General features: G+C 69.3%; 22 protein-coding genes. 15 read left to right on the top strand and 7 right to left on the bottom strand.

Translation table 11 applies throughout. The annotated features are described in order from the left end of the window. Positions 1 to 109: 109 nt before the first annotated feature. Both ACQ66R_RS11960 and ACQ66R_RS11955 read right to left on the bottom strand, forming a co-directional pair. On the bottom strand, positions 110 to 901 hold the full coding sequence (locus tag ACQ66R_RS11960) for a PEPxxWA-CTERM sorting domain-containing protein (RefSeq protein ID WP_430422228.1): 792 nt from the start codon (positions 899 to 901) through the stop codon (positions 110 to 112). Between the two features lie 159 nt (positions 902 to 1,060). Next, positions 1,061 to 2,290, bottom strand: coding sequence for a hypothetical protein (locus ACQ66R_RS11955; protein ID WP_430422226.1), 1,230 nt, complete (start codon positions 2,288 to 2,290; stop codon positions 1,061 to 1,063). Between the two features lie 118 nt (positions 2,291 to 2,408). On the opposite strand from ACQ66R_RS11955, the gene ACQ66R_RS11950 reads away from it, so the two are divergent. Further along, positions 2,409 to 2,954, top strand: a complete 546-nt coding sequence (locus ACQ66R_RS11950; protein ID WP_430426277.1) for a GNAT family N-acetyltransferase — start codon at positions 2,409 to 2,411, stop codon at positions 2,952 to 2,954. A 45-nt stretch (positions 2,955 to 2,999) separates the two neighbouring features. Here ACQ66R_RS11950 and ACQ66R_RS11945 read toward each other — a convergent pair whose 3' ends face one another. Then, positions 3,000 to 3,764 carry a LytTR family DNA-binding domain-containing protein gene (locus tag ACQ66R_RS11945; RefSeq protein WP_430422224.1) on the bottom strand — a complete coding sequence of 255 codons (765 nt, stop codon included), beginning with the start codon at positions 3,762 to 3,764 and terminating at the stop codon, positions 3,000 to 3,002. Positions 3,765 to 3,925: 161 nt separating this feature from the next. Between ACQ66R_RS11945 and ACQ66R_RS11940 the strand changes: the two genes are divergently transcribed. The 12 genes from ACQ66R_RS11940 to ACQ66R_RS11885 all read left to right on the top strand — a co-directional run bounded on the left by ACQ66R_RS11940 (position 3,926) and on the right by ACQ66R_RS11885 (position 15,474). Continuing rightward, positions 3,926 to 4,474 (top strand): DUF2306 domain-containing protein, encoded by a 549-nt coding sequence (locus ACQ66R_RS11940; RefSeq protein WP_430422222.1) that lies wholly within the window; start codon positions 3,926 to 3,928, stop codon positions 4,472 to 4,474. A gap of 223 nt (positions 4,475 to 4,697) precedes the next feature. After that, on the top strand, positions 4,698 to 5,897 hold the full coding sequence (gene sucC, locus ACQ66R_RS11935) for an ADP-forming succinate--CoA ligase subunit beta (protein WP_430422220.1): 1,200 nt from the start codon (positions 4,698 to 4,700) through the stop codon (positions 5,895 to 5,897). A gap of 3 nt (positions 5,898 to 5,900) precedes the next feature. After that, positions 5,901 to 6,779, top strand: coding sequence for a succinate--CoA ligase subunit alpha (gene sucD, locus ACQ66R_RS11930; protein WP_430422218.1), 879 nt, complete (start codon positions 5,901 to 5,903; stop codon positions 6,777 to 6,779). A 262-nt stretch (positions 6,780 to 7,041) separates the two neighbouring features. Further along, on the top strand, positions 7,042 to 9,978 hold the full coding sequence (locus ACQ66R_RS11925) for a 2-oxoglutarate dehydrogenase E1 component (RefSeq protein ID WP_430422216.1): 2,937 nt from the start codon (positions 7,042 to 7,044) through the stop codon (positions 9,976 to 9,978). 79 nt (positions 9,979 to 10,057) lie between these two features. Beyond that, positions 10,058 to 11,266: a 2-oxoglutarate dehydrogenase complex dihydrolipoyllysine-residue succinyltransferase gene (gene odhB, locus ACQ66R_RS11920; RefSeq protein ID WP_430422214.1), complete on the top strand. Its 1,209-nt coding sequence runs from the start codon at positions 10,058 to 10,060 to the stop codon at positions 11,264 to 11,266. A gap of 24 nt (positions 11,267 to 11,290) precedes the next feature. After that, a complete protein-coding gene (locus ACQ66R_RS11915; RefSeq protein ID WP_430422212.1) occupies positions 11,291 to 11,644 on the top strand; it encodes a hypothetical protein in 354 nt (117 codons plus the stop codon). A 137-nt stretch (positions 11,645 to 11,781) separates the two neighbouring features. Beyond that, positions 11,782 to 12,174: a hypothetical protein gene (locus ACQ66R_RS11910; RefSeq protein ID WP_430422210.1), complete on the top strand. Its 393-nt coding sequence runs from the start codon at positions 11,782 to 11,784 to the stop codon at positions 12,172 to 12,174. 13 nt (positions 12,175 to 12,187) lie between these two features. Further along, positions 12,188 to 12,652, top strand: coding sequence for a response regulator (locus ACQ66R_RS11905; protein WP_430422208.1), 465 nt, complete (start codon positions 12,188 to 12,190; stop codon positions 12,650 to 12,652). Between the two features lie 148 nt (positions 12,653 to 12,800). Then, positions 12,801 to 14,207: a dihydrolipoyl dehydrogenase gene (gene lpdA, locus ACQ66R_RS11900; RefSeq protein ID WP_430422206.1), complete on the top strand. Its 1,407-nt coding sequence runs from the start codon at positions 12,801 to 12,803 to the stop codon at positions 14,205 to 14,207. Positions 14,208 to 14,363: 156 nt separating this feature from the next. Continuing rightward, entirely contained in the window at positions 14,364 to 14,795 is a 432-nt protein-coding gene (locus tag ACQ66R_RS11895; RefSeq protein ID WP_430422204.1) for an N-acetyltransferase family protein, read from the top strand. Between the two features lie 134 nt (positions 14,796 to 14,929). Continuing rightward, the gene (locus ACQ66R_RS11890) at positions 14,930 to 15,196 is read left to right on the top strand and encodes a hypothetical protein (protein WP_430422202.1); all 267 of its coding nucleotides are present in this window, start codon (positions 14,930 to 14,932) and stop codon (positions 15,194 to 15,196) included. Further along, positions 15,196 to 15,474, top strand: a complete 279-nt coding sequence (locus tag ACQ66R_RS11885) for a hypothetical protein (RefSeq protein ID WP_430422200.1) — start codon at positions 15,196 to 15,198, stop codon at positions 15,472 to 15,474. Before ACQ66R_RS11890 ends, ACQ66R_RS11885 begins: the two co-directional genes overlap by 1 nt. A 31-nt stretch (positions 15,475 to 15,505) precedes the next feature. On the opposite strand, the gene ACQ66R_RS11880 is transcribed toward ACQ66R_RS11885, so the two are convergent. Genes ACQ66R_RS11880 through fsa form a run of 3 tightly spaced genes read right to left on the bottom strand, consistent with a single transcriptional unit; the run spans position 15,506 to position 17,866 of the window. Beyond that, positions 15,506 to 16,432 (bottom strand): tyrosine recombinase XerC, encoded by a 927-nt coding sequence (locus tag ACQ66R_RS11880; RefSeq protein ID WP_430422198.1) that lies wholly within the window; start codon positions 16,430 to 16,432, stop codon positions 15,506 to 15,508. Then, positions 16,417 to 17,199 carry a DUF484 family protein gene (locus ACQ66R_RS11875; protein WP_430422196.1) on the bottom strand — a complete coding sequence of 261 codons (783 nt, stop codon included), beginning with the start codon at positions 17,197 to 17,199 and terminating at the stop codon, positions 16,417 to 16,419. Before ACQ66R_RS11875 ends, ACQ66R_RS11880 begins: the two co-directional genes overlap by 16 nt. 13 nt (positions 17,200 to 17,212) lie before the next feature. Continuing rightward, positions 17,213 to 17,866, bottom strand: a complete 654-nt coding sequence (fsa, locus tag ACQ66R_RS11870; RefSeq protein ID WP_430422194.1) for a fructose-6-phosphate aldolase — start codon at positions 17,864 to 17,866, stop codon at positions 17,213 to 17,215. 76 nt (positions 17,867 to 17,942) lie between these two features. On the opposite strand from fsa, the gene ACQ66R_RS11865 reads away from it, so the two are divergent. Both ACQ66R_RS11865 and ACQ66R_RS11860 read left to right on the top strand, forming a co-directional pair. Then, a complete protein-coding gene (locus ACQ66R_RS11865) occupies positions 17,943 to 20,096 on the top strand; it encodes a primosomal protein N' (RefSeq protein WP_430422192.1) in 2,154 nt (717 codons plus the stop codon). Between the two features lie 85 nt (positions 20,097 to 20,181). Next, positions 20,182 to 21,124 (top strand): IS630 family transposase gene (locus ACQ66R_RS11860; RefSeq protein WP_430419033.1). Its coding sequence is split into 2 segments (ribosomal slippage): positions 20,182 to 20,517 and positions 20,519 to 21,124, totalling 942 coding nucleotides; the frame shifts between segments, so codons are not numbered across the junction. A gap of 44 nt (positions 21,125 to 21,168) precedes the next feature. On the opposite strand, the gene ACQ66R_RS11855 is transcribed toward ACQ66R_RS11860, so the two are convergent. Then, positions 21,169 to 21,948 carry a TerC family protein gene (locus ACQ66R_RS11855; protein WP_430422190.1) on the bottom strand — a complete coding sequence of 260 codons (780 nt, stop codon included), beginning with the start codon at positions 21,946 to 21,948 and terminating at the stop codon, positions 21,169 to 21,171. Between the last annotated feature and the right edge of the window lie 196 nt (positions 21,949 to 22,144).

The raw sequence follows: 22,144 nt of genomic DNA, 5'->3' as shown, positions 1-22,144 counted from the left end.
TCGGGTCAACCTTCCCCGGTGCGGAACACGCCTCGGGCCGCGGGGCGGAATCAAAACAGCCCGCACCGGTTCGCGATGCGGGCTGCTTGAGACGCGGTGTTGTGGAGGCTCAGGCCGCGGCCAGGCCCTTGCGACGGCTGCGCAGCATGGCGCCGGCGGCGCCGAAGCCCAGGATCATCAGCGCCCAGGCGCCCGGCTCGGGAACCGCCGTGTTCTCGATCGGCCAACCGATGGCGAAGGTCTGGCGCATCGGGTTCCGCGACTGGTCGGTGATCGTGTAGACGCGGTCGTTGGCGTCGGCGAGGCTGGTGTAGTTGCCGCTCACGTAGTCGCTGAAGTAGGTCTGGTACTGCAGGAACTGCGCCGCGTTGAGGTTGTTGCTCTTCACCGTGACGACGCGGTCAGGATTGGCCACCTGCCAGATCGCCGCCTGGATCGCCGCCGTCCGCATCGCGGTGTCGTAGTCGTTCGGCTGGGCCTGGTGCAGCAGCCAGCCGGTGTCGACCAGGTTGGTCAGGTCGTCGATCTGCGCGGCGTTCAGCTGGTTGGCGGGCGCGTTCGGGCCGTAGTTCGTGAACAGCGGCTGGCCAGCGTCGCCATAGGTCGACGTGTACGTGTAGTTCAGCGTCGTGTTGATGTACATGCTATGGTAGATGTCGATGCAGAAGCCATAGATGTAGTAATCGCTGGCGTCGAAAGCCGGGCTATACCCGTTGTCGTTCACGCGGAACGTCACGCCGTTCGAATAGACGTTGCCGAGACCCGAGATGTTGGCCTGGAACGTCGTGTTCATCGTAGCGTATTCGAGATAGATGTTCTGCACCGCCGCCGCGGGCGTCGCCATCGTCGCGACCGCGGCCGCCGCGGCGACCGCCGCCAGCATCTTCGTCTGGATCTTCACCCCAACCCCCTGAATTTCCCGTCGTCCGCCATCGACGGACCTGCCGGCGCACACCCCCGTGACGCTGGTCTGACGATTGGTTGACCGGAATTCGTGCTGCGACGCAACGCGACTCTCCTCGAAGGCGAGCGACGCGCGGCGAGGGGCGGACCGTTCCGGTCAGTTCTCCTGGGCGTCGCGGCTGAGGTCGTGGAGTTCCGAGATGCGGGCGACGTACACGTCCTCGACGGCCCAGGGCGCCTCGCGGGCGGCGGCGGCGCGGGCCTGGACCCAGCGGGTCTGCTGGCGGCGGAGCGCCGAGGCGGGCACGCCGGCGGCTTCGGCGTCGCGATAGGCCTGCTGCAACTGGCGATCGCGGGCGGCCAGGCGGCGGTCGGCGCACACCAGGGCCTCGCCCGGATCGGCCGCCGCGCAGCGCTCGGCGCGGGCCACGCGCAGGGGGCCTTCACCGCGCGGGACGACGCGGCGGGGCGTGGCCGGGACGGCCTTGGGAGCCGGGGCCCGGGCGACCTGGGTGCGTGTCTTCGGAGGCGGCGCCTTGGCGATCTTGGCCTTGGTCAGCACGGGTTTCGCCTTGGGCGCGCGCTCGACCTTGGCCTTCAGAACCTTGGCCTTCCCCCCTTTCGTCTTCTGGAGTTTAGCCTGCTGCACTTTCGCCTTCTGGGGCTTGGCGGCGACCTTGATGACCTTGGCCTTCGCCGGCCTGGGCTTCGCTTCGGCCTGTTCGATGGGCGTCTTACGGCTGACCGTCGGCTTGGCCTTCGCGATCACCTTCTGAGGCGCCGACCGGGCGGGCTTGGCCTCGGCCCGGGGTTTGGGCTTCAGTTCGGCCCTGGCGACCTTGACGGTCTTCTCGGGCTTGCCCTTCGGCGGCCTGGGCTCCGCCTGCGCCACGCGGGTCACGGGCGAGGGCTTCGGCGTCGCGACCGCCTTGGCCGGCCGCGCGGGTGGCGGAGCCGGGGCGACGACCTTCCGCGGTGCGGGAGCCGTCTTCGCCGCGGGCGCGACGGACGCCGCCGCCGGGGCGACCACGGCGTCCACGCGCACCAGCCCGGCGGCGCGGGGGGTCAGCGGCTCGACCGGAATCAGGCGCGCGACGGCGGGTGTCCGGTCCGTCGGCGCCACGTCGTCGGGCAGCACGTCCAGCAAGGGGCCGGCCGGGGCGGGGCGGTCGTCGACCACCACCTGTAGCGTGGGCGCCGCCGGTTCGGCCGCGGCGATCCGCGAAAGGGCCGGCGACGTCGGCCGGGCCCACAGCCCCAGGCCGACGCCCAGCGCGCAGGCTCCGAACGCGCCCGCGAGGACGAACCGGCTCGGGCGGAACGGACTGGCGAGCGGCGGCGGCTCAGTCGCGGTCGGGGGCGGTGGGGGCAGAGTATCCTGCGCCATGTAAAGAACCCTTGTACGAACGGGTCCCTCGACGCACATGGCAGAGCTAAGTGAACGCGCACGCGCGTTCGACGACGCCCCAACCCCGAACTCTCTCCCAAGCTCAACTTGAGGCCAAATCGTGCCCACGACAATCCCCACCCTGGAGACAGAACGCCTCATCCTGCGGGCGCCCGAGCCCGCGGATTTCGAGCCCTGGGCGGCCTTCTGCGCCGATCCCGAGGCGGCCGAATTCCTGGGCGGGGCGCAGGAGCGGCCGGGCGCCTGGCGCATCATGTCGACCATGGCCGGCGCCTGGCTATCCCGCGGGTTCTCGATGTTCTCGGTGGTGGAGAAGTCGTCCGGCCGGTGGGTCGGGCGCGTGGGGCCCTGGCAGCCCGAGGGCTGGCCCGGCACCGAGGTTGGATGGGGCATCGCGCGGGAGTTCTGGGGCCGGGGCTACGCGCCCGAGGCCGCGGAAGCCTCCATCGACTGGGCGTTCGACACCCTGGGCTGGACCGAGGTGATCCACACCATCGAGGCGCCCAATGTGAAATCGCAGCAGGTGGCCAGGCGCCTGGGCTCGCGCATCCTGCGCCAGGCCGTGCTGCCCGCGCCGCTGAACGTCGCGGTGGATTGCTGGGGCCAGAGCCGCGAGGAATGGCTTGCGCGGCGAAAGGCCTGACAGGCGAATCGGCGTCCGTTCAGATCGAAGGCGTCTCGGGCGCCCTCAGATCCAGCCCTTGTCGCGCAGCACGCCGGCGTAGGTGCGGCTGACGGGGACTTCCGAGCCGTCCTTCAGCGTGAGCGTGGCCCGGCCGTCGCCCCGCCTGGCGTCGGCGATGGCGTCGCGGGCGACCCACCAGGAGCGGTGGACCTGGGTCCCCTCGATGCCGTCCAGTTCCGAGACCGCGTCGGCCAGGCGCATCAGGATCAGGTCCTGGCCCTTGGAAGTGTGCAGGCGCAGGTAGTGGTCTTCGGCCTCGACCGCCCAGACCTCGGCGCCGCGCAGCTTCAGCGGCAGGCGCTCGAGGAACTTCACCGGCGTCGGCGCATCGGACTGCGCCGCGTGGCTGCGGCTCTCGATCAACAGATTGATCGCCGTGATCGCCAGCGAGACCAGCAGCACCGGACCGAACAGGATCGGCAGGGCGCTGAGCGGAGCGTTGGAGTTGAAGATCGTCCGCGACGCCGCCCAGACCACCAGTGTGAAGGGGCCCGACATGACGAGCGATGCGACGATGCCGTCTAGCCAGATGTTGCCGGTGCGCCGTCGCTCGCTGTTGAAGAAGTAGCGCGAAACGAAGGCCCCCCAGAGGTAGCCCAGGAGCATCAGGCCCATCCAGTAGGCCAGCCGCAGGCTCAGCGGCGCCTCGTCGGTTCCGAACGCGCCCGAGAACGTCAGGAACAGGCCGGACACGAGGGCCACGATCCCGCCGCGGATCCAGCCGCGGATCTCCTCGTAAGGGCCGAGACGCTTGAGGATCGACGTCATCGGCCCGCCGCTCGCGAAGCGTGAACGGCGCCGCACGGTTGTTCGCGTAGCTCCGCCGTCATCCGACGCATCCGCGCTCGCACCGTTTCCAGACCGCCGTCATGTCCTGGCTCAACAGGCCGCGGACCACCGCGCCACCCTCACGAAGCTGGAGATAAAGGATGTCGTCTGTTTCGCAAACGCCGGCCCGCACGACGGTGAACTTCCGGACGAGCTTTGCGCTGTCCATGGCCGCGGCCGTCCTGATCGTGGGCGCCTCGCTGAGCGGCGCCTGGGGGGCGGTGGCGCGCATGGCTCTGTCGGCCCGCCTGCATGCGCCCGACATGGCCCTCTTCAACGGGCTCTCGCCTGCCATCAAGATCCACCTGCTGACGGCCCTGGCGGCGCTGGTCCTGGGCGCGGCGCTGATGGTGGTGCGCAAGGGCCGGACCTTCCACCGCGTGGCCGGCTGGGTGTGGGTGGTGCTGGTGGCGACGACCGCGGGCGCGACGCTGTTCATCACCAGCCTGAACCACGGCGCCTGGTCGATCCTGCACCTGTTCACCGGCTGGGTGCTGCTGACCCTGCCGCTGGCTGTGATCTGGGCCAAGCGCCACGCCGTGCAGCGGCACCGCAAGACCATGATGGGCCTGTTCTACGGCGGCTTCGCGGTGAACCTGTTCATCGCCCTGATCCCCGGCCGGACCCTGTGGATGATGTTCCTGGGCTGAGCCCAAGCCTGCGCCCGCCGCGGCCCTATCCGCGGCGGGCTGCCGCGGGCGGCCTTTCGGGACTGCTCTTTCCCGGTGAGCACGGACGTTCCGTCGCGTGAACTTCGTGCGCGCAAGGGGGTGTTTCTGGTCCTCACGCGGTTGTCATCACAGGGGCCGGCGCCTATAAGCCCGCACACTCGCCGCAGGAGCGAGCCTCCCTCACAGCCGCCCCCAAGGCCTCATGAACATCCACGAACACCAAGCCAAAGCCGTCCTCGCGGAGTTCGGCGTCGCGGTCCCGCGCGGACACGCCGCGTTCACGGTCGAAGAGGCCGTTCAGGCTGCAGAGAAACTGGGCGGACCGGTGTTCGTCGTGAAGTCGCAGATCCACGCCGGCGGGCGCGGCAAGGGCCGCTTCGAGGGCCTGGGCCCCGACGCCAAGGGCGGGGTTCGTGTCGTCAAGACGGTGGCCGACGTGAAGGTCAACGCCGAGGAGATGCTGGGCCGGGTGCTGGTGACGCACCAGACCGGTCCGAAGGGCAAGCAGGTGAACCGCCTCTACATCGAGGAAGGCGCCGCCATCGCCAAGGAATTCTACCTGTCGCTGCTGGTCGACCGCGAAACGAGCCGTGTCTCGGTCGTGGCCTCCACCGAAGGCGGTATGGACATCGAGGAGGTCGCGCACTCGACCCCGGACAAGATCGTCACCTTCTCGATCGATCCGGCCACTGGCGTGTGGGGCCACCATGGCCGCACGCTGGCCAATGCGCTGGGCCTGAAGGGCGGCCTGGCCAAGGAAGCCGCCACCCTGCTCGGCCAGCTGTACGAGGCCTTCGTGGCCAAGGACATGAGCATGCTGGAGATCAACCCGCTGATCGTCACCGAAGACGAGCACCTGCGGGTCCTGGACGCCAAGATCAGCTTCGATTCGAACGCCCTGTTCCGCCACAAGGACGTCCAGGCGCTGCGTGACGAGACCGAAGAGGACCCGAAGGAGATCGAGGCCTCGAAGTACGACCTCAGCTACATCGCCCTCGACGGCGAGATCGGCTGCATGGTCAACGGCGCCGGCCTGGCGATGGCCACCATGGACATCATCAAGCTGTACGGCGCCGAGCCGGCCAACTTCCTGGACGTGGGCGGCGGCGCCGACGAGGCCAAGGTGACGGCGGCCTTCAAGATCATCATCGCCGACCCGAACGTGAAGGGGATCCTGGTCAACATCTTCGGCGGCATCGCCCGCTGCGACATCCTGGCGAACGGCGTGATCGCGGCGGTGAAGCAGGTGGGCTTGAACGTGCCGCTGGTCGTGCGCCTCGAGGGCACGAACGCCGAGCTGGGCAAGAAGATCATCAACGAGAGCGGCCTGAACGTCATCGCCGCCAACGACCTCTCGGATGGCGCCGAGAAGATCGTCAAGGCCGTGCGAGGCGCTGCGTAAGACATGTCGATCCTGATCAACAAGAACACCCGCGTCATCTGCCAGGGCATCACCGGCGCCCAGGGCACCTTTCACTCGGAACAGGCTGTCGCGTACGGGACGAAGATGGTCGGCGGCGTCACGCCCGGTAAGGGCGGGACCACCCACATCGGCCTGCCCGTCTTCGACACGGTGGCCGAGGCCGTGAAGCAGACCGGGGCCGACGCGTCGGTGATCTACGTGCCGCCGCCGTTCGCCGCGGACTCGATCCTGGAAGCCATTGACGCCGAGGTGCCGCTGATCGTCTGCATCACCGAGGGCATCCCGGTGGCCGACATGGTCAAGGTGAAACGCTCGCTGAGCGGCTCAAAATCCCGGCTGATCGGGCCCAACTGCCCGGGCGTCCTGACGCCGAATGAGTGCAAAATCGGCATCATGCCCGGGAACATCTTCAAGAAGGGCTCGGTGGGTGTTGTTTCCCGTTCGGGCACCCTTACCTACGAGGCCGTGTTCCAGACCTCCCAGGCAGGCCTCGGCCAGAGCTCGGCCGTCGGCATCGGCGGCGACCCCGTGAAGGGCACCGAGTTCATCGACATGCTCGACATGTTCCTGAAGGACCCCGAGACCGAGTCGATCATCATGATCGGCGAGATCGGCGGTTCGGCCGAGGAAGACGCCGCCGAGTTCATCAAGGCGAACCCGATCAAGAAGCCGATGGTGGGCTTCATCGCCGGCCGCACGGCGCCTCCGGGCCGCCGCATGGGTCACGCCGGCGCGATCATCTCGGGCGGCAAGGGCGGCGCGGAAGACAAGATCGCGGCGATGGAGTCGGCGGGCATCCGCGTGTCGCCGTCGCCGGCGGCGCTGGGCACCACGCTGGTCGAGGTGCTGAAGGGTAACTAGCTGTTTTCACGACGGTCGGGGCTTGCCGGCGTGGTAAACGGTTAATCAATACGGGGTATGGGCATGCGAGATCCCTCGCATGCCTTGGGGGGCAAAACTTAGGTATTGGGCGGTCCGCGCTCGGCTCCTTCTTCCGAAGTCCGTGGGCCGCGGGAAGGCTCCCGTAGGAGCCTTCCGCTGAAAATTCTGATGGACGAGCGCGTCCGGGCGGCGAACCGCTTACACTTCGCCTGACGCGCTCGGCCCCCATAAGGCGGACGAAATGGCGGACGACGCAGGCCTGATCAACGAAGTTCTGGCCGAGACCTCTTTCCTCTACGGCGGCAACGCGGCCTTCGTGGAGGACCTCTACGCGAAATGGGAGGCGAACCCCGCGTCGGTCGAGCCCTCGTGGCAGGCCTTCTTCGCCTCGCTGGGCGAGAGCGGCGCCGCGACCAAGCCGCAGTGGGTGAAGCCGGCCGCCCCCGCCGCCCGTCCCGACTGGATGAGCGCGATCGACGGGATGTGGCCCGCGGTCGAGGCCAAGCTGGCCAAGGGCGTCGAGGCCCGCAAGCCCGGCGTCAGCCAGGACGAGGTCCGCGCCGCCACGCTGGATTCGCTGCGCGCCATCATGATGATCCGGGCCTACCGGATGCGAGGCCACCTGAAGGCCAACCTGGACCCTCTGGGCATCGCCACCACGCCGGGCGACGCGTCCGAGCTCGAGCCCGCCAGCTATGGCTTCTCCGAGGCCGACTTCGACCGTCCGATCTTCCTCGACTATGTGCTGGGCCTGGAGACCGCGACGATCCGCGAGATCCTGGCGATCCTGCGCCGCACCTACTGCGGCAACGTCGGCGTGCAGTACATGCACGTGTCGAATCCCAAGGAAAAGGCCTGGCTGCAGGAGCGGATCGAGGGCCGCGACAAGGAGATCACCTTCACCAAGGAGGGCAAGGTCGCCATCCTGAAGAAGCTGATCGAGACGCAGGGCTTCGAGGCGTTCCTCCATCGCCGCTTCCCCGGCACCAAGCGCTTCGGCCTGGACGGCGGCGAGGCGATGGTCCCGGCGCTGGAGCAGATGATCAAGCGCGGCGGCGCGATGGGGGTGAAGGACATCGTCATCGGCATGCCGCACCGGGGCCGCCTGAACGTGCTGGCCGCGGTGATGGGCAAGCCCTACCACATCATCTTCCACGAATTCCAAGGCGGCTCGTCGCTGCCCAGCGACGTCCAGGGGTCGGGCGACGTGAAGTACCACCTGGGCGCCAGCTCGGACCGGGACTTCGACGGCAACAGCGTCCACCTGTCGCTGACCGCCAATCCCAGCCACCTGGAGATCGTGAACCCCGTCGTGATCGGGAAGGTGCGCGCCAAGCAGGCCTTCACCCTGCGCGAGCAGCCGGATGCGGGTCGCGGCCACGTGCTGCCGCTGCTGCTGCACGGCGATGCGGCGTTCGCCGGCCAGGGCGTGGTCTCGGAGTGCTTCGCGCTGTCGGGCCTGCGCGGCTATGGCGTGGGCGGGACCATGCACTTCGTGGTCAACAACCAGATCGGCTTCACCACCAGCCCCAAGAACAGCCGCAGCTCGCCCTATCCGACGGACGTGGCCCTGGCGGTCGAGACCCCCATCTTCCACGTCAACGGCGACGACCCCGAAGCCGTGACCTTCGCGGCCAAGGTGGCGACCGAGTACCGCCAGCTGTTCGGCAAGGACGTGGTCGTCGACATGTTCTGCTACCGGCGCTTCGGTCACAACGAGGGGGACGACCCCACGATGACCCAGCCGCTGATGTACGCGAAGATCAAGAACCACCCGTCGGTGCGCGATCTCTACGCGGCCCGCCTGATCGGCGAAGGCGTGTGCGCCCAGGCCGACGTCGACGGCTGGATCCAGGAATTCGACCAGTTCCTCGACCAGGAGTTCGAGGCTGGCCGCAACTACGCCGCCAATAAGGCCGACTGGCTGGACGGCAAGTGGTCGAGCGTGAAGCTGGCCTCGGGCGACGAGCGTTTCGCCACCGGCGCGCCCAAGCAGAAGCTGCTGGACCTGGGCCGCAAGCTGACCTCGATCCCGAGCACGGTCGCGGTCCATAAGACGGTCGAGCGCGTCATCGCAGCCCGCCGCGAGGCCATCGAGAGCGGCCAGAACATCGACTGGGCGACCGCGGAATCGCTGGCGTTCGCCACGCTGCTGGACCAGGGCTATCCCGTCCGCCTGTCGGGCCAGGACAGCGTGCGCGGCACGTTCAGCCAGCGTCACTCGGGCATCATCGACCAGAAGACCGAGGAGGTTTACTTCCCCCTCCGCAATCTGGGTCCGAACCAGGCGCACTTCGAGGTGCTGGACTCGGCGCTGTCGGAAGAGGCGGTGCTGGGCTTCGAGTACGGCTTCTCGCTGACCGACCCCGACACGCTGACCATGTGGGAAGGCCAGTTCGGCGACTTCGTGAACGGCGCCCAGGTGGTGATCGACCAGTTCATCAGCTCGGGCGAGCGAAAGTGGCTGCGCATGAGCGGCCTGGTGATGCTGCTGCCGCACGGCTACGAGGGCCAGGGGCCCGAGCACAGCTCGGCGCGCCTGGAGCGCTTCCTGCAGCTATGCGCCGAAGACAACATGCAGGTCGTCAACTGCACGACCCCGGCCAACTACTTCCACGTCCTGCGCCGCCAGCTGCTGCGGGAGTTCCGCAAGCCGCTGGTCGTGATGACGCCCAAGTCGCTGCTGCGCCACAAGCGGGCGGTGTCGAACCTGTCGGACCTGGTGACGGGCACCGGCTTCCACCGGGTGATGATCGACGGGGCCGAGGCCGACTGCGAGGTCGGCGGCGTGACGCTGCGCCCAGACGCCGAGATCAAGCGGGTCATCCTCTGCTCGGGCAAGGTCTACTTCGACCTGGTGGAGCAGCGCGCCAAGACCGGCCGCGACGACGTCTACATCCTGCGCCTGGAGCAGTTCTATCCGTGGCCGCTGAAGTCGCTCAGCAACGAGCTGAAGCGCTTCAAGAACGCCGAGCTGGTGTGGTGTCAGGAGGAGCCCAAGAACATGGGCGGCTGGCAGTTCGTCGATCCCTGGCTGGAGCTGACGCTGGAGCGCCTGGCCGTCAAGGCCAAGCGCGCCCGCTACGTCGGCCGCCCGGCCTCGGCTTCCACCGCCGCCGGCCTGATGAACCGCCACCTGAAGGAACTCGAGACGTTCCTGACAGAGGCCTTCGCCTAGCGTAAACCCCGCCCGTCTTTTCGAACTCTGCCCGTCTTTTCGAACTCTGTCTGTGTGATCCAAGGAGCGCTACCCCCCGATGGCCGACATCATGACCCCGGCTCTGGGTGAATCCGTCACCGAAGCGACTGTCGCGCGCTGGGCCAAGAAGGCCGGCGACGCGGTCCGCAAGGACGAGATCCTGGTCGAGCTCGAAACCGACAAGGTGAGCCTGGAAGTCGCCGCCCCCGCCGACGGCGTGCTGGCCGAGATCAGCGCCGAAGAGGGCGCCACGGTCGAGCCGGGCGGGGTGCTGGGCAAGATCACCGAAGGCGCCGCCGCCGCGGCAGCGCCCGCCGCCGCGCCGAAGGCCGAGGCCCCCAAGGCGGAAGCCAAGCCGGCGCCCGCGCCCGCGCCGAAGCCGGCCGCTGAACCGGTGCTGGCCCCGTCGGCCCAGCGCGTGGTCGCCGAGAACAAGCTGGACGCGGCCGCGATCTCGGGCACCGGCAAGGATGGCCGCGTGACCAAGGGCGACGCGCTCGCCGCCCTGGAGGCCCGCTCGAAGGCCCCCGCCGCGCCGGCCGCGCCCGCTGCCCCGCGCGCCATCCACGAGCGCGAAGAGCGCGTGAAAATGACCCGCCTGCGCCAGACGATCGCGCGCCGGCTGAAGGAAGCCCAGAACAACGCCGCGATGCTGACCACCTTCAACGAGGTGGACATGTCGGGCGTCATGGCGCTGCGCAACCAGTACAAGGACGTGTTCGAGAAGAAGCACGGCGTGAAGCTGGGCTTCATGTCCTTCTTCGTGAAGGCGGTGACCCACGCGCTGAAGCAGGTGCCGGACGTCAACGCCGAGATCGACGGCGCGGACATCATCTACAAGAACCACTACGACATCTCGGTCGCCGTCGGCACCGACAAGGGCCTGGTCACGCCGGTCGTCCGCGACGCCGACATGATGGGCCTGGCCGAGATCGAGAAGGAGATCGGCGCGCTCGGCAAGAAGGCCCGCGACGGCCAGCTGTCGATGGACGACCTGCAGGGCGGCACGTTCACGATCTCGAACGGCGGCATCTATGGCTCGCTGATGTCGACGCCGATCCTGAACCCGCCGCAGTCGGGCATCCTGGGCATGCACAAGATCCAGGAGCGGCCGATGGTCGTGAACGGCCAGATCGTGGTGCGCCCGATGATGTACCTGGCGCTGAGCTACGATCACCGGATCGTCGACGGGAAGGGGGCGGTGACGTTCCTGGTCCACGTGAAGGACGCGATCGAAGACCCGCAACGCCTGTTGCTGGACGTCTAAGCGCCATCGCGCCACCTTGGGCGCATGGACCTTGTCGAGATCAAGCGGTTCCTCGACCTGACCGAAGCCCAGGCTGCGGCCGCGGCCTTGCGCGCGTCGGGCATGAGCATCCACGTCCAGAACGAGCACTACGGCCAGACCGAGCCCTATCTGCAGATCGCGCTGGGCGGCTTCGGGATCTACGCCGCCGAGGCCGACGCTTCGGATGCGCGGGCGTATCTCGCCGCCATCCACAACGAAGCGACGGCAGACCTCCCGGCGCCCCGGCCACAGAATGAGCTGGTGACGACCGGCGTCGTCGTCCTCGCGGCGGCCACCGGCATCCTGGCCTGGCTGGCGGCGCCGCTGCTCAGGCGTCGCCGCCAACTGCCGGACTGACGCCGGGCAACGGGCGTTGGCGACGAGACGCGCCAAGGCGAGAGCTTGTAGTTGAGCTTGCCGAACGTCGTTTCCCAGAATTCACACAAAATTCAGCGTGCGAATGAAATGGTCCTCGGCAGAAATCTGGGGGATTGATGAACGCGCCGATCGTGGGAGCCGGGGCCTGGGCGCCAGACGTCGCCGTGACGCTGGACGTGCTGGCGGCCGAGATCGAGCTGTCGGCGGCCCGGTGCATCTTCCTGGACCGCCTCATCGGCGACGTGATGCAGGGCCTGCCTGAGGCCGACCGCGCCCGGATGGTGCAGGGCCTTCACGCTGTGGACCTGCTCTCCCAACATCTGACGGGCCTGTCCGCCTTCGCCCGTGGCGTCAGCGCCGCGGCCCCGCAAGGGATGGGCGTGCCGGTGGACGCCGCGCTGGCCGAGATCACACTGGGCGCGCTGGCCGAGCGGTTGACCGCCGGACTGGGCGGCGGAGACGACGACGCGGGCGATGTGCCTGACGACGGCGCCGTGGACCTGTTCTAGGAGCGCGCCGCACATGCAATTCGACGGACGCGGCAGCAAGATCATGGTCGTCGACCATGATCGCACCACCCTGGAAATGGTTCAGATCAGGCTGGACGTGGCAGGCTTCCACCCGCTGGCGGCCCGCACCAGCCTGGCGGCGCTGGAGGTGCTGAAGTCCAGCCGCCCCGACGCGGTGATCCTGGAACGCAACATGCCGATGCTGGATGGACTGGCGTTGCTGCGCGAGATGTCGGCGTTGCCGGGCCGCCAGATGCCGCCGGTCCTGCTGGTGGGCCGCGACATCGCCGCCGAGGATGTCCGCATCGGCGTCAAGCTCGGGGTGCGCGACGTGCTGGCCAAGCCCTACAGCGGCGCCGCGGTGCTGGAGCGCCTGACGCGTATGCTGAAGAAGGGCGCGGCCGTGCCCCATCCGTCGGCCCCCGCCGCCGCTCAGGCCCTGGGCGATCCCCGCCACAAGGTCATTCTGAACTGCTGAGGCGCATCGGCGATCCTGGCGCTTTCGATGCCTTGAGCCCGGCGAACGGGCGCAAGGCACATTTGTCTTGTGCGCATCCCTCAAACCGGACTCCACTTTTGCGGGGCGCGCACTAGGTTGCGCGCCCATCTGAGGCTTAGGCAGCACCATGGCTGACACCATCACCTACGACGTCGTCATCATCGGGGGCGGTCCCGGCGGCTACAACGCGGCGATCCGCGCGGGCCAGCTGGGGCTCAAGGCCGCCTGCGTCGAGAAGCGCGTCACCCTGGGCGGCACCTGCCTGAACGTCGGCTGTATGCCGTCGAAGGCGTTGCTGCACGCCTCCGAGATGTTCGCGGCCGCCAGCGGCGAGTTCGCCCACCTGGGGATCGAGGTCCAGCCCAAGCTGAACCTGCCGCAGATGATGAAGCAGAAGGGCGAGTCCGTGACCGCCCTGACCAAGGGGATCGAGTTCCTCTTCAAGAAGAACAAGGTGGACTGGGTGAAGGGCGCGGGCCGCATCGCCGGCGCGGGCAAGGTCGAGGTGACGGCCGAGGACGGGACGGTCACGACGCTGGAAGCCAAGAACATCGTCATCGCCACGGGCTCGGAGCCGTCCAGCCTGCCGGGCGTCGTGGTCGACCAGCAGCGCATCCTGGACTCGACGGGCGCCCTGTCGCTGCCCGAAGTGCCGAAGCACCTGGTGGTGATCGGCGCCGGCATCATCGGCCTGGAACTGGGTTCGGTCTGGCGCCGCCTGGGCGCCAAGGTGACGGTGGTGGAGTTCCTGGACCGCATCACGCCCGGGATGGACGCCGAGCTGGCCAAGACCTTCCAGCGCGCGCTGACCAAGCAGGGCATGACCTTCCAGCTAGGCGCCAAGGTGACCGGCGCGAAGGCGTCGAAGAAGGGCGTCACGCTGACCTGGGAGCCCGTCGCCGGCGGCGCGGCGCAGGAGCTCGAGGCCGACTACGTCCTGCTGGCGATCGGACGGCGCCCCTACACCGAGGGCCTCGGGCTGGAGACCGTGGGCGTCACCCCCGACAAGCGCGGCTTCATCGAGACCGACCACCTGCAGACGTCGGCGGCGGGCGTCTGGGCCATCGGCGACGTCACCTATGGCCCCATGCTGGCGCACAAGGCCGAGGAGGACGCGGTCGCCTGCATCGAGATGATCGCCGGCAAGTACGCCCACATCGACTACAACCTGGTCCCGAGCGTGGTCTACACGACCCCCGAGGTCGCCTGGGTGGGCAAGACCGAAGAGCAACTGAAGGCCGAGGGCCGCGCCTACAAGGCCGGGAAGTTCCCCTTCACCGCCAACAGCCGCGCCAAGATCAACCATGAGACCGAGGGCTTCGTGAAGGTGCTGGCCGACGCCGCCACCGACGAGATCCTGGGGGCGCACATGGTCGGGCCGCAGGTCTCCGAGATGATCGGCGAATACTGCGTGGCCATGGCCTTCCGGGCGGCGTCCGAGGACGTGGCGCGCACCTGCCATCCGCACCCGACCCGCTCGGAGGCGCTGCGCCAGGCCGCGATGGGAGTCGAAGGGTGGACGATGCAGGCCTGATCGGTCTGGGTCTCCTCACCCGTAGGGGGAGGGGGACCGCCCGAAGGGGGGTGGAGGGGGGGTCAACCACGCTCGGCGCTCCAGGCGAAGCCCCCTCCACCATGCTGCGCATGGTCCCCCTCCCCCACTGGGGGAGGAGGTCGAGGCTGCTGCGCGATGTCCGTCGAGTCTAGCCTCACGCTGCGCCGCGCGCGGGCGGATGAGCTGGCGGCCTGCGCCGCCCTCTACGTCCGCGTCCTGCGTGAGACGTTCACCTGGGTCCCGCGGGAGCGGCACCGTCCCGAGACTTTCCTCGCCGCCGCGCGCGACGAAGAGATCTATGTCGCCGTCGAGCGCGGGCGGATCGTGGGCCTCGCGGCGCTCTACAGGCCGCAGGTGTTCCTGCATTCGCTGTACGTCGAGACCCGCGGACGTGGCGTGGGAAAGGCCCTGCTTGACCATGTTCTGGCCCAGACGGGCGGGGTGCTGGCCCTCAAGTGCCAGGCCGCCAACCTGGGCGCCCAGGCGTTCTACGACCGCGAAGGCTTCATCTGCATCGAGGCGGGCGAGGACGACGGGGTGAAGTGGCTGCGCTATGTCCGGGGCTGACTCGCGCTCCGCGGGCTTCGTGACGCGTCGAACGCCGGTGATATGCATTGACGGTCACTGCGTGACCGAACCTTAATTTGGCCGACGCACGGCATGGTGGCAGTTTGCTCAGGCCTTGCGATAGGGAGTCCGCAATGCTCGCCATCATCGTCGCCGCGGCCGTGGCCTCGAACCCCGCCCCGCGGGTGTTCGTCGCGTCGCCGGCCGAGTCCGCGACGGGCGCGTGCAAGTCCGAGGGCCGCTATGAGATCGCCGATCCGGCCCTGCTCTACCGCGACGACGGCAAGGCCAGGCTGAGTTCGCTGGGCGATCTTCCCAGGGCCAATCATGAGAAGGCGGTGATGCGGACGATCGGGCCCTGCTCGAACCCGATGGTCGTGCGCTACGGCGTCGGTCGCTGATGAGCTTCTCCGCCTTGATCTTTGCGGCCACCGTGGTCGTCTCGGGCCCCTCGGGCGAGCCGATCGACGCGACCGAACGCGCCCAGATCCGCTGCCGCCCCGCGCCCTACTTCGTGGCCGACCGCGGTGAGCGCCAGAAGACGCAGAAGACCATCCTGACGGGCACGCGCGTGCCGATCCGCCGTGGCTGGTACGAGCGCCGCGCGCGGCCCTGCCATCTGATGCATGCGCCGACGCCTCCGGGCGGCTTCGGCCCGCTCAAGGTCGCCGACGAGTAGTCTCTGTCCGTCCGCCCTGCGTCGCGGGAGCTCAAGCGTGCGGGTGCGCCCGGCTGTAGGCGCCCAGCAAGGCCGCGGCGTCGACCTCGGCGTACCGCTGGGTGGTCGACAGCGAGGCATGGCCCAGCAGTTCCTGGATCGACCGCAGATCGGCGCCTGCGCCCAGCAGGTGGGTGGCGAACGAGTGGCGCAGCGCGTGCGGCGTGGCGCTCGCGGGCAGGCCCAGTCGGCCGCGCAGCACCTGCACGGTCGCCTGGACGTGGCGGGGCGACAGCGCGCCGCCACGCTTGGCCCGGAACAGGGGCGCATCGCCGTCGATCACCTGCGGCAACAGGGCCAGATAGGCGTCGACCGCCTCACGCACCGCGGGCAGCACCGGAACCATGCGCGTCTTCGAGCCCTTGCCGGTGATGCGCAGCATGTCGGGCAGCGGGGCGTCGGAGCGCCTGAGCGACAGCGCCTCGGAGATGCGCAGGCCGCAGCCGTACAGCAACGACAGCACCGCCTGGTCGCGGGCGGCCTCCCAGTCCTCGCGGTCGGGATCCAGGGCCGGTTCGGCCAGCAGGCCCTGGGCCTGGTCCTCGGTGACCGGACGCGGCGCGCCGGGCGTCACGCGCGGCCCGCGCACCAGCGAGATCGCGGCGTTGGGCGCGTCGAGCCGGCGGTCGAGGAAACGGTGGAAGGTGCGGATGGCCGACAGGGACTGGCTGAGCGACCGCGGCGACAGCGGGTGATCGCCCGTTCGCAGATGGGCCAGCCAGGCGCGCACCTCGGCCGGGGTGACGGTGGTCAGGCCCTGGACGCTGAGGTCCTCGTCCCGGTGCCGCTCCAGGAAGGCGATGTAGCGGCTGGCGGCGAAGCCATAGGCCTCCAGCGTGCGCGGCGAGGCGCGGCGCTCGTGCGCCAGATGCTGGAGCCAGGCCTGGCGGGCCTGCTCGGCGCTCAGAGCAGCGGCCATCGCTCGGCCGTGCGCTCGACCACCCGGGCCAGGAACGCGATGAGTTCCGAGCCCATCTCGGGCGTGAAGCCGTCGGGGTCGGCCGAGCCGAAGGCCAGCAGGCCCTGGCGCGAAGGCTCCCACAGCGCCATGCGCACCATGGCGACCGAGGCGATCGGTCCGGCCGCCTCGTCGAAGAGGCCGAAGGCGGTGGGCAGGAGGCCCATGCGGACCATGCGGCGCGGGCCGTCCAGCAGCAGGTCGACCTGACCCTCCACCAGCGGACGCCATCCCGCGGGCGGCAGGTTCTCGCACTCCAGCGCGATCACCCCGGCGGCCAGGCCAAAGCGCAGGCGGGCCAGGTCGTCGACGCGTCGGGCAAGATCGGAGTGGTTGCGCGCGTCCAGGAGATCGACCACGGCGCCGTGGGTCTGGGCCTGGGCGGCGAAGTTGGCGCGGGCGGTCTCTTCCAGGATCTGGCGCTGTTCGGCCTCGCGCTGGTGGGCGGCGTGCACGCGCGCCATGGGCGCGAACTCGACGACATTGCCGGCGGCGACCGAGAGGCCGAGCTCGCTGAGCAGGCCGGCGTCGGCCTTCAGGAAGTCGGGGTTGTCGGCCAGGAAGCGGCGGACCGCGGACGGGTCCAGCGCGCCCTCCGAGACGGCGGACGCCGGCGCCGCGTCCGAGCGCGCGACGGTCAGGGCTTCCGGCGCGTCCGGAAGGCGGACCGGCTCCGGCTGACGGGTCGGCGGGCTCTCGAAAGCAAACTCACCCTGCGACCCGTCCATGTCACTCAAGCCCCTACAGAATCGACTGACCCGTCTTCGACCAGTCGGCCATGAACTGTTGGAGACCCGCTTCGGTTAACGGATGCTTGAAAAGCGCCTCGAAGACCGCCGGCGGGATGGTGGCGCAGTCGGCGCCGGCGAGCGCGGCCTCGGTCACGTGCTTGGGCGTGCGGATCGAGGCGGCCAGGATCTCGGTGTCGAAGTCGTAGTTGTCGTAGATCGCGCGGATCTCGGTGATCAGGTCCATGCCGACGGCGCCCTGGTCGTCCAGGCGGCCGATGAAGGGGCTGATGTAGCTGGCGCCCGCCTTGGCGGCGAGCAGGGCCTGGGCGGCCGAGAAGCACAGGGTGACGTTGGTCTGGATGCCCTGGGCCGAGAACTCGCGGGTGGCGATGAGACCGGCGCGGGTGAGCGGCACCTTCACGACCACGTTGGTGGCGACCGCGGCCAGCTTCTGGCCCTCGGCCAGCATGCCGGCGGTGTCCATGGCGGCGACCTCGGCCGAGACCGGGCCTTCCACGATCTCGCAGATCTCGGCGATCACCTCCAGCATGTTGCGGCCGGACTTGGCGATCAGGGTCGGGTTGGTGGTGACGCCGTCGACCAGGCCGGTGGCGGCGAGGTCCTTGAGGACGGCGGTGTCGGTGGTGTCGAGGAAGAGCTGCATTGTCTGACCTTGGAGGCTTGCCATCTTCAGGCACTTGTCGGGCCTGCTTGTAGCTGCGAAGCCCGTGACAAGAAACATGAGCCGCATCGCCTCCGTCCTGATCCCCATGCCGCTGCCCGAGGCGTTCGACTACGCCGAGCCCGAAGGCATGGGTCTGGCGGCGGGCGACCAGGTGGCCGTGCCGCTGGGCCCGCGCCTCATCCGGGGCGTGGTGGTGGAGGTCCGGGACGCGCTGGGCGGGAACCGCCCGCTGAAGCCGGTGGCCGAACGTCTGGCCGATCCGGCGCTGCCGCCGGGCACCGTGGAGTTCATCCAGTGGGCGGCGCGCTATGCGGTCGATGCGCCGGGCCAGCCGCTGGCGATCGCGCTGCGCGGCGCGCGGGCGCCGAAGCCGCGACCCACGCGGGTGGTGGTGGCCACGGGCGCGACGCCCGCCCGGCCCACGGCGGCGCGAACCAAGGTGCTCGAAGCCGCCGCCGCGCCGATGTCGGCCGCCGATCTGGCGCGGGCGGCGGGGGTCTCGTCCGGCGTGGTGAAGGGGCTGCTGGACGAGGGCGCGCTGGCGGTCCGCGAGATCGTGGCCGAGGCGCGGTTCGATGCGCCCGACCTCACACGCGCCGGGGCGGAGCTGAACGCCAGCCAGGCGGCGGCCGCCGATGCGTTGAAGGCCGTGGTCGGCGGCTTCAACGTCACCCTGCTGGACGGGGTGACCGGCTCGGGCAAGACCGAGGTGTATCTGGAGGCGGCGGCCGCGGCGCTGGCGGCCGATCCGGACGCCCAGGTGCTGATCCTGCTGCCCGAGATCGCGCTGACCCAGGCGGTGATCGCGCGGGTGGCCGCCCGCTTCGGCGCCCAGCCGGGCGAGTGGCACTCGGATGTGGCCCCGCCCGCGCGGCGGCGCGTGTGGGAGGCTGTGGCGTCGGGGAACTGCCGGATCGTGGTGGGCGCGCGCTCGGCGCTGTTTCTGCCCTTCCGCCGGCTGAGGCTGATCGTCGTCGATGAAGAGCACGACGGGTCGTTCAAGCAGGAAGAGGGCTTCATCTACCACGCGCGCGACCTGGCGGTGGTGCGCGGGCGGATCGAGGACGCCGCGGTGGTGCTGGCCTCGGCCACGCCGTCGCTGGAGAGCCTGCGCAACGCCGAGACCGGGCGCTATCGCTGGCTGCGGCTGTCCACGCGCCACGGAACGGCGCGGCTGCCCGACATCGAGCTGATCGACCTGCGCGCGACCCCACCCGAGGCGGGCCGGTGGCTCTCGCCGCCCCTGGTGCGGGAAATGGCCGAGACCTGGGCGCGGGGCGAGCAGACGCTCTTGTTCCTGAACCGCCGGGGCTATGCGCCGCTGGTGCTGTGCAAGGCCTGCGGCGAACGGATGACCGCGCCCGACACCGACAGCTGGCTGGTGGAGCATCGCTACACCGGGCGACTGGTCTGCCACCTGACCGGCTTCTCGATGCCAAAGCCCTCGGCCTGCCCCCACTGCGGGGCCAAGGACAGCCTGGTCTCGATCGGGCCGGGCGTGGAGCGGGTCGAGGAGGAGGCGCGCGCGCTGTTCCCGGAGGCGCGGATCGCCGTCTTCTCGTCCGACACGGTGTTCGACGCCCGCGAAGCGCGGCGGCTGGTCGAGGCGATGGCGGCGGGCGAGTTCGACATCCTGGTGGCCACCCAGGCGGCCGCCAAGGGCCACAACTTCCCGAAGCTGACCCTGGTGGGGGTGGTGGATGCGGACCTCGGCCTGCGCGGCGGCGACCTGCGGGCGGCCGAGCGGACTTATCAGCTGCTGGCCCAGGCCACCGGGCGGGCGGGGCGCAGGGACCGGCCGGGCAAGGCGCTGTTGCAGACCTACGCGCCTGAGCATGCCGTGATGCAGGCGCTGAAGGCCCAGGACCGTGACGCCTTCGTCGAGGCCGAGATGGCCGAGCGCGAACTGTCGGGCCTGCCGCCATTCGGCCGGCTGGCGGCGGTGATCGCGTCGGGCCCGGATGCGGCGCAGCTGGAGGCGTTCGTGCAGGGGATGGCCAGCCAGGCGCCGAACACGCCGGGGGTGGAGGTCTACGGCCCGGCTGACGCGCCGTTGGGACTGATCCGCGGTCGCCGCCGCAAGCGCTTCCTGGTCCGCGCCGACCGCACCGTGGACCTGTCGGCCTACATGGCGGCCTGGCGGGCCCGGGTGCGGCCCCCGGGCCAGATCCGCGTGGCGATCGACATCGACCCCTACAGCTTTCTCTAGAGCGTGACCGCGCTTAGCTGAATCGGGATTCCGGGTTTGGGCGGATCATGATTCAAGATGTGGGCTGGATGGGAGGCCAGCTCGCATGGGTCGACCCTACTCGCTTGATCTGCGGGATCGAGTGGCGCGCTTCGTGGTGGCGGGCGGGACGTGCCGTGAGGCGGCGGAGCGGTTCGGGGTCGGGGTGGCGACGGCGGTGCGCTGGTCGCAGCGTCTGCGGAGCGAAGGCAGCGCCGCAGCGCGGCGGATGGGCGGTCATCGGCCGCTGGTGCTGGCGGGCGAGCGGGACTGGCTGCTGGCGCGGATCGCGGAGCAGCCGGACCTGACGCTCCGGGCGATCCAGGCCGAGCTCGCCGACCGCGGCGTGGTTGTGAGCTACGACGCGGTGTGGCGTTTCTACCTGCGCCAGGGCGTGACCTTCAAAAAAAAGCCTGCACGCCATCGAGCAGGACCGACCGGACGTGGCCAGGAAGCGGGACCGCTGGCGACGCCATCAGGGCCGGCTTGATCCGCGCCGCCTGGTCTTCATCGACGAGACTTGGGCGAAGACCAACATGACCCGCACCCACGGCCGCTGCGCGCGTGGCCAGCGGCTGGTCGGCAAGGTTCCTCACGGCCACTGGAAGACCCTGACCTTCCTGGCCGCACTGCGATGCGATCGGATCGACGCGCCCTTCGTCCTGGATGGGCCGATCAACGGCGAGTGGTTCCGGGCCTACGTCGAACAGGTCCTCGTCCCGACGCTCGCCCCCGGCGATGTGGTGATCATGGACAACCTCGGCAGCCACAAGGGCAAGGCCGTCCGCCAGGCCATCCGGCGCGCCGGCGCGCACCTGATTTTCCTGCCGCCCTACAGCCCCGACCTGAACCCCATCGAACAGGTCTTCGCCAAGCTGAAGACCCTCCTGCGCAAAGCCGCCGAGCGCACCGTCGAAGCCACCTGGCGACGCATCGGCCTCCTCCTCGACCACTTCTCAGCCGCCGAGTGTGCCAACTACCTCGTCAACTCCGGATACGCTCCATGCTGAAGCGGTCACGCTCTAGTCTTCCCTTCCTTTCGGGGAAGGAAGGGTCAGTGCAGCGTCTTGTCGTCGAGCGCGGGCCTATTGGCGCGCCGGCGCGCCAGCATGTTCAGCGCCTCGACCCCCGCCGAGAAGGCCATCGCGGCGTAGATGTAGCCCTTGGGCACGTGCACCCCGAAGCCGTCCGCGATCAGGACGGCGCCGATCATCAGCAGGAAGCCCAGAGCCAGCATGACGATGGTCGGGTTCTCGTTGATGAAGTTGGCCAGGGGGTCGGCGGCCACCAGCATGATGGCCACGGTGATCACCACGGCGGCGATCATGATGGGCAGGTGGTCGGTCATGCCGACGGCGGTCAGGATCGAGTCGATCGAGAACACGATGTCGATCAGAATGATCTGGAAGATCGCCGCGCCCATGTTGGCCACGACCTTTCCGCCGGCGTCCATGACGCCGTGGCCGTCGCTGGGCTCGACCTTCTCGTGAATCTCGGTGGTGGCCTTCCACACCAGGAAGAGGCCGCCGGCGATCAGGATCAGGTCGCGCCAGGAGAACGAGAAGTCCATGCCGGGGGGCGCCGGGAAGGGCAGGGTGAAGACCGGCTTCACCAGGCCCACGATGAAGGCCAGCGTCGACAGCAGCGCCAGGCGCATGATCAGCGCCAGCGCGATGCCGATCCGCCGCGCCTTGGCGCGCTGATGCTCGGGCAGCTTGTTCGAGAGGATCGAGATGAAGATCAGATTGTCGATGCCGAGCACCACCTCCATCACAATGAGGGTGATCAGCGCGGCCCATGCGGCCGGGTCGCTCAGCAGCGCAGCGATGTCCATCTATCTCTCCCCAGGAGTGCGGCATACATGTAACGGCTCACGTTCAAAAATCCAGCCCCGCGCGCAGGATCAGGCCGGCGCCGATTTTTTAGGCGACCTGCCTGCTCACAGGTTCGTGACGAGGAAAATTCTCCTCTTGGGCGAGTCTGGCCAGGAACTTTCTGCCGACCGGCCAGCTCTTGTTTCGCCTTGTTAA

The organism is Phenylobacterium sp., from assembly GCF_965284355.1.
Classification (GTDB): Bacteria; Pseudomonadota; Alphaproteobacteria; order Caulobacterales; family Caulobacteraceae; genus Phenylobacterium.
The sequence above is the reverse complement of the archived record's forward strand: the minus strand, read 5'-3'. Positions and strand labels throughout refer to the sequence as shown.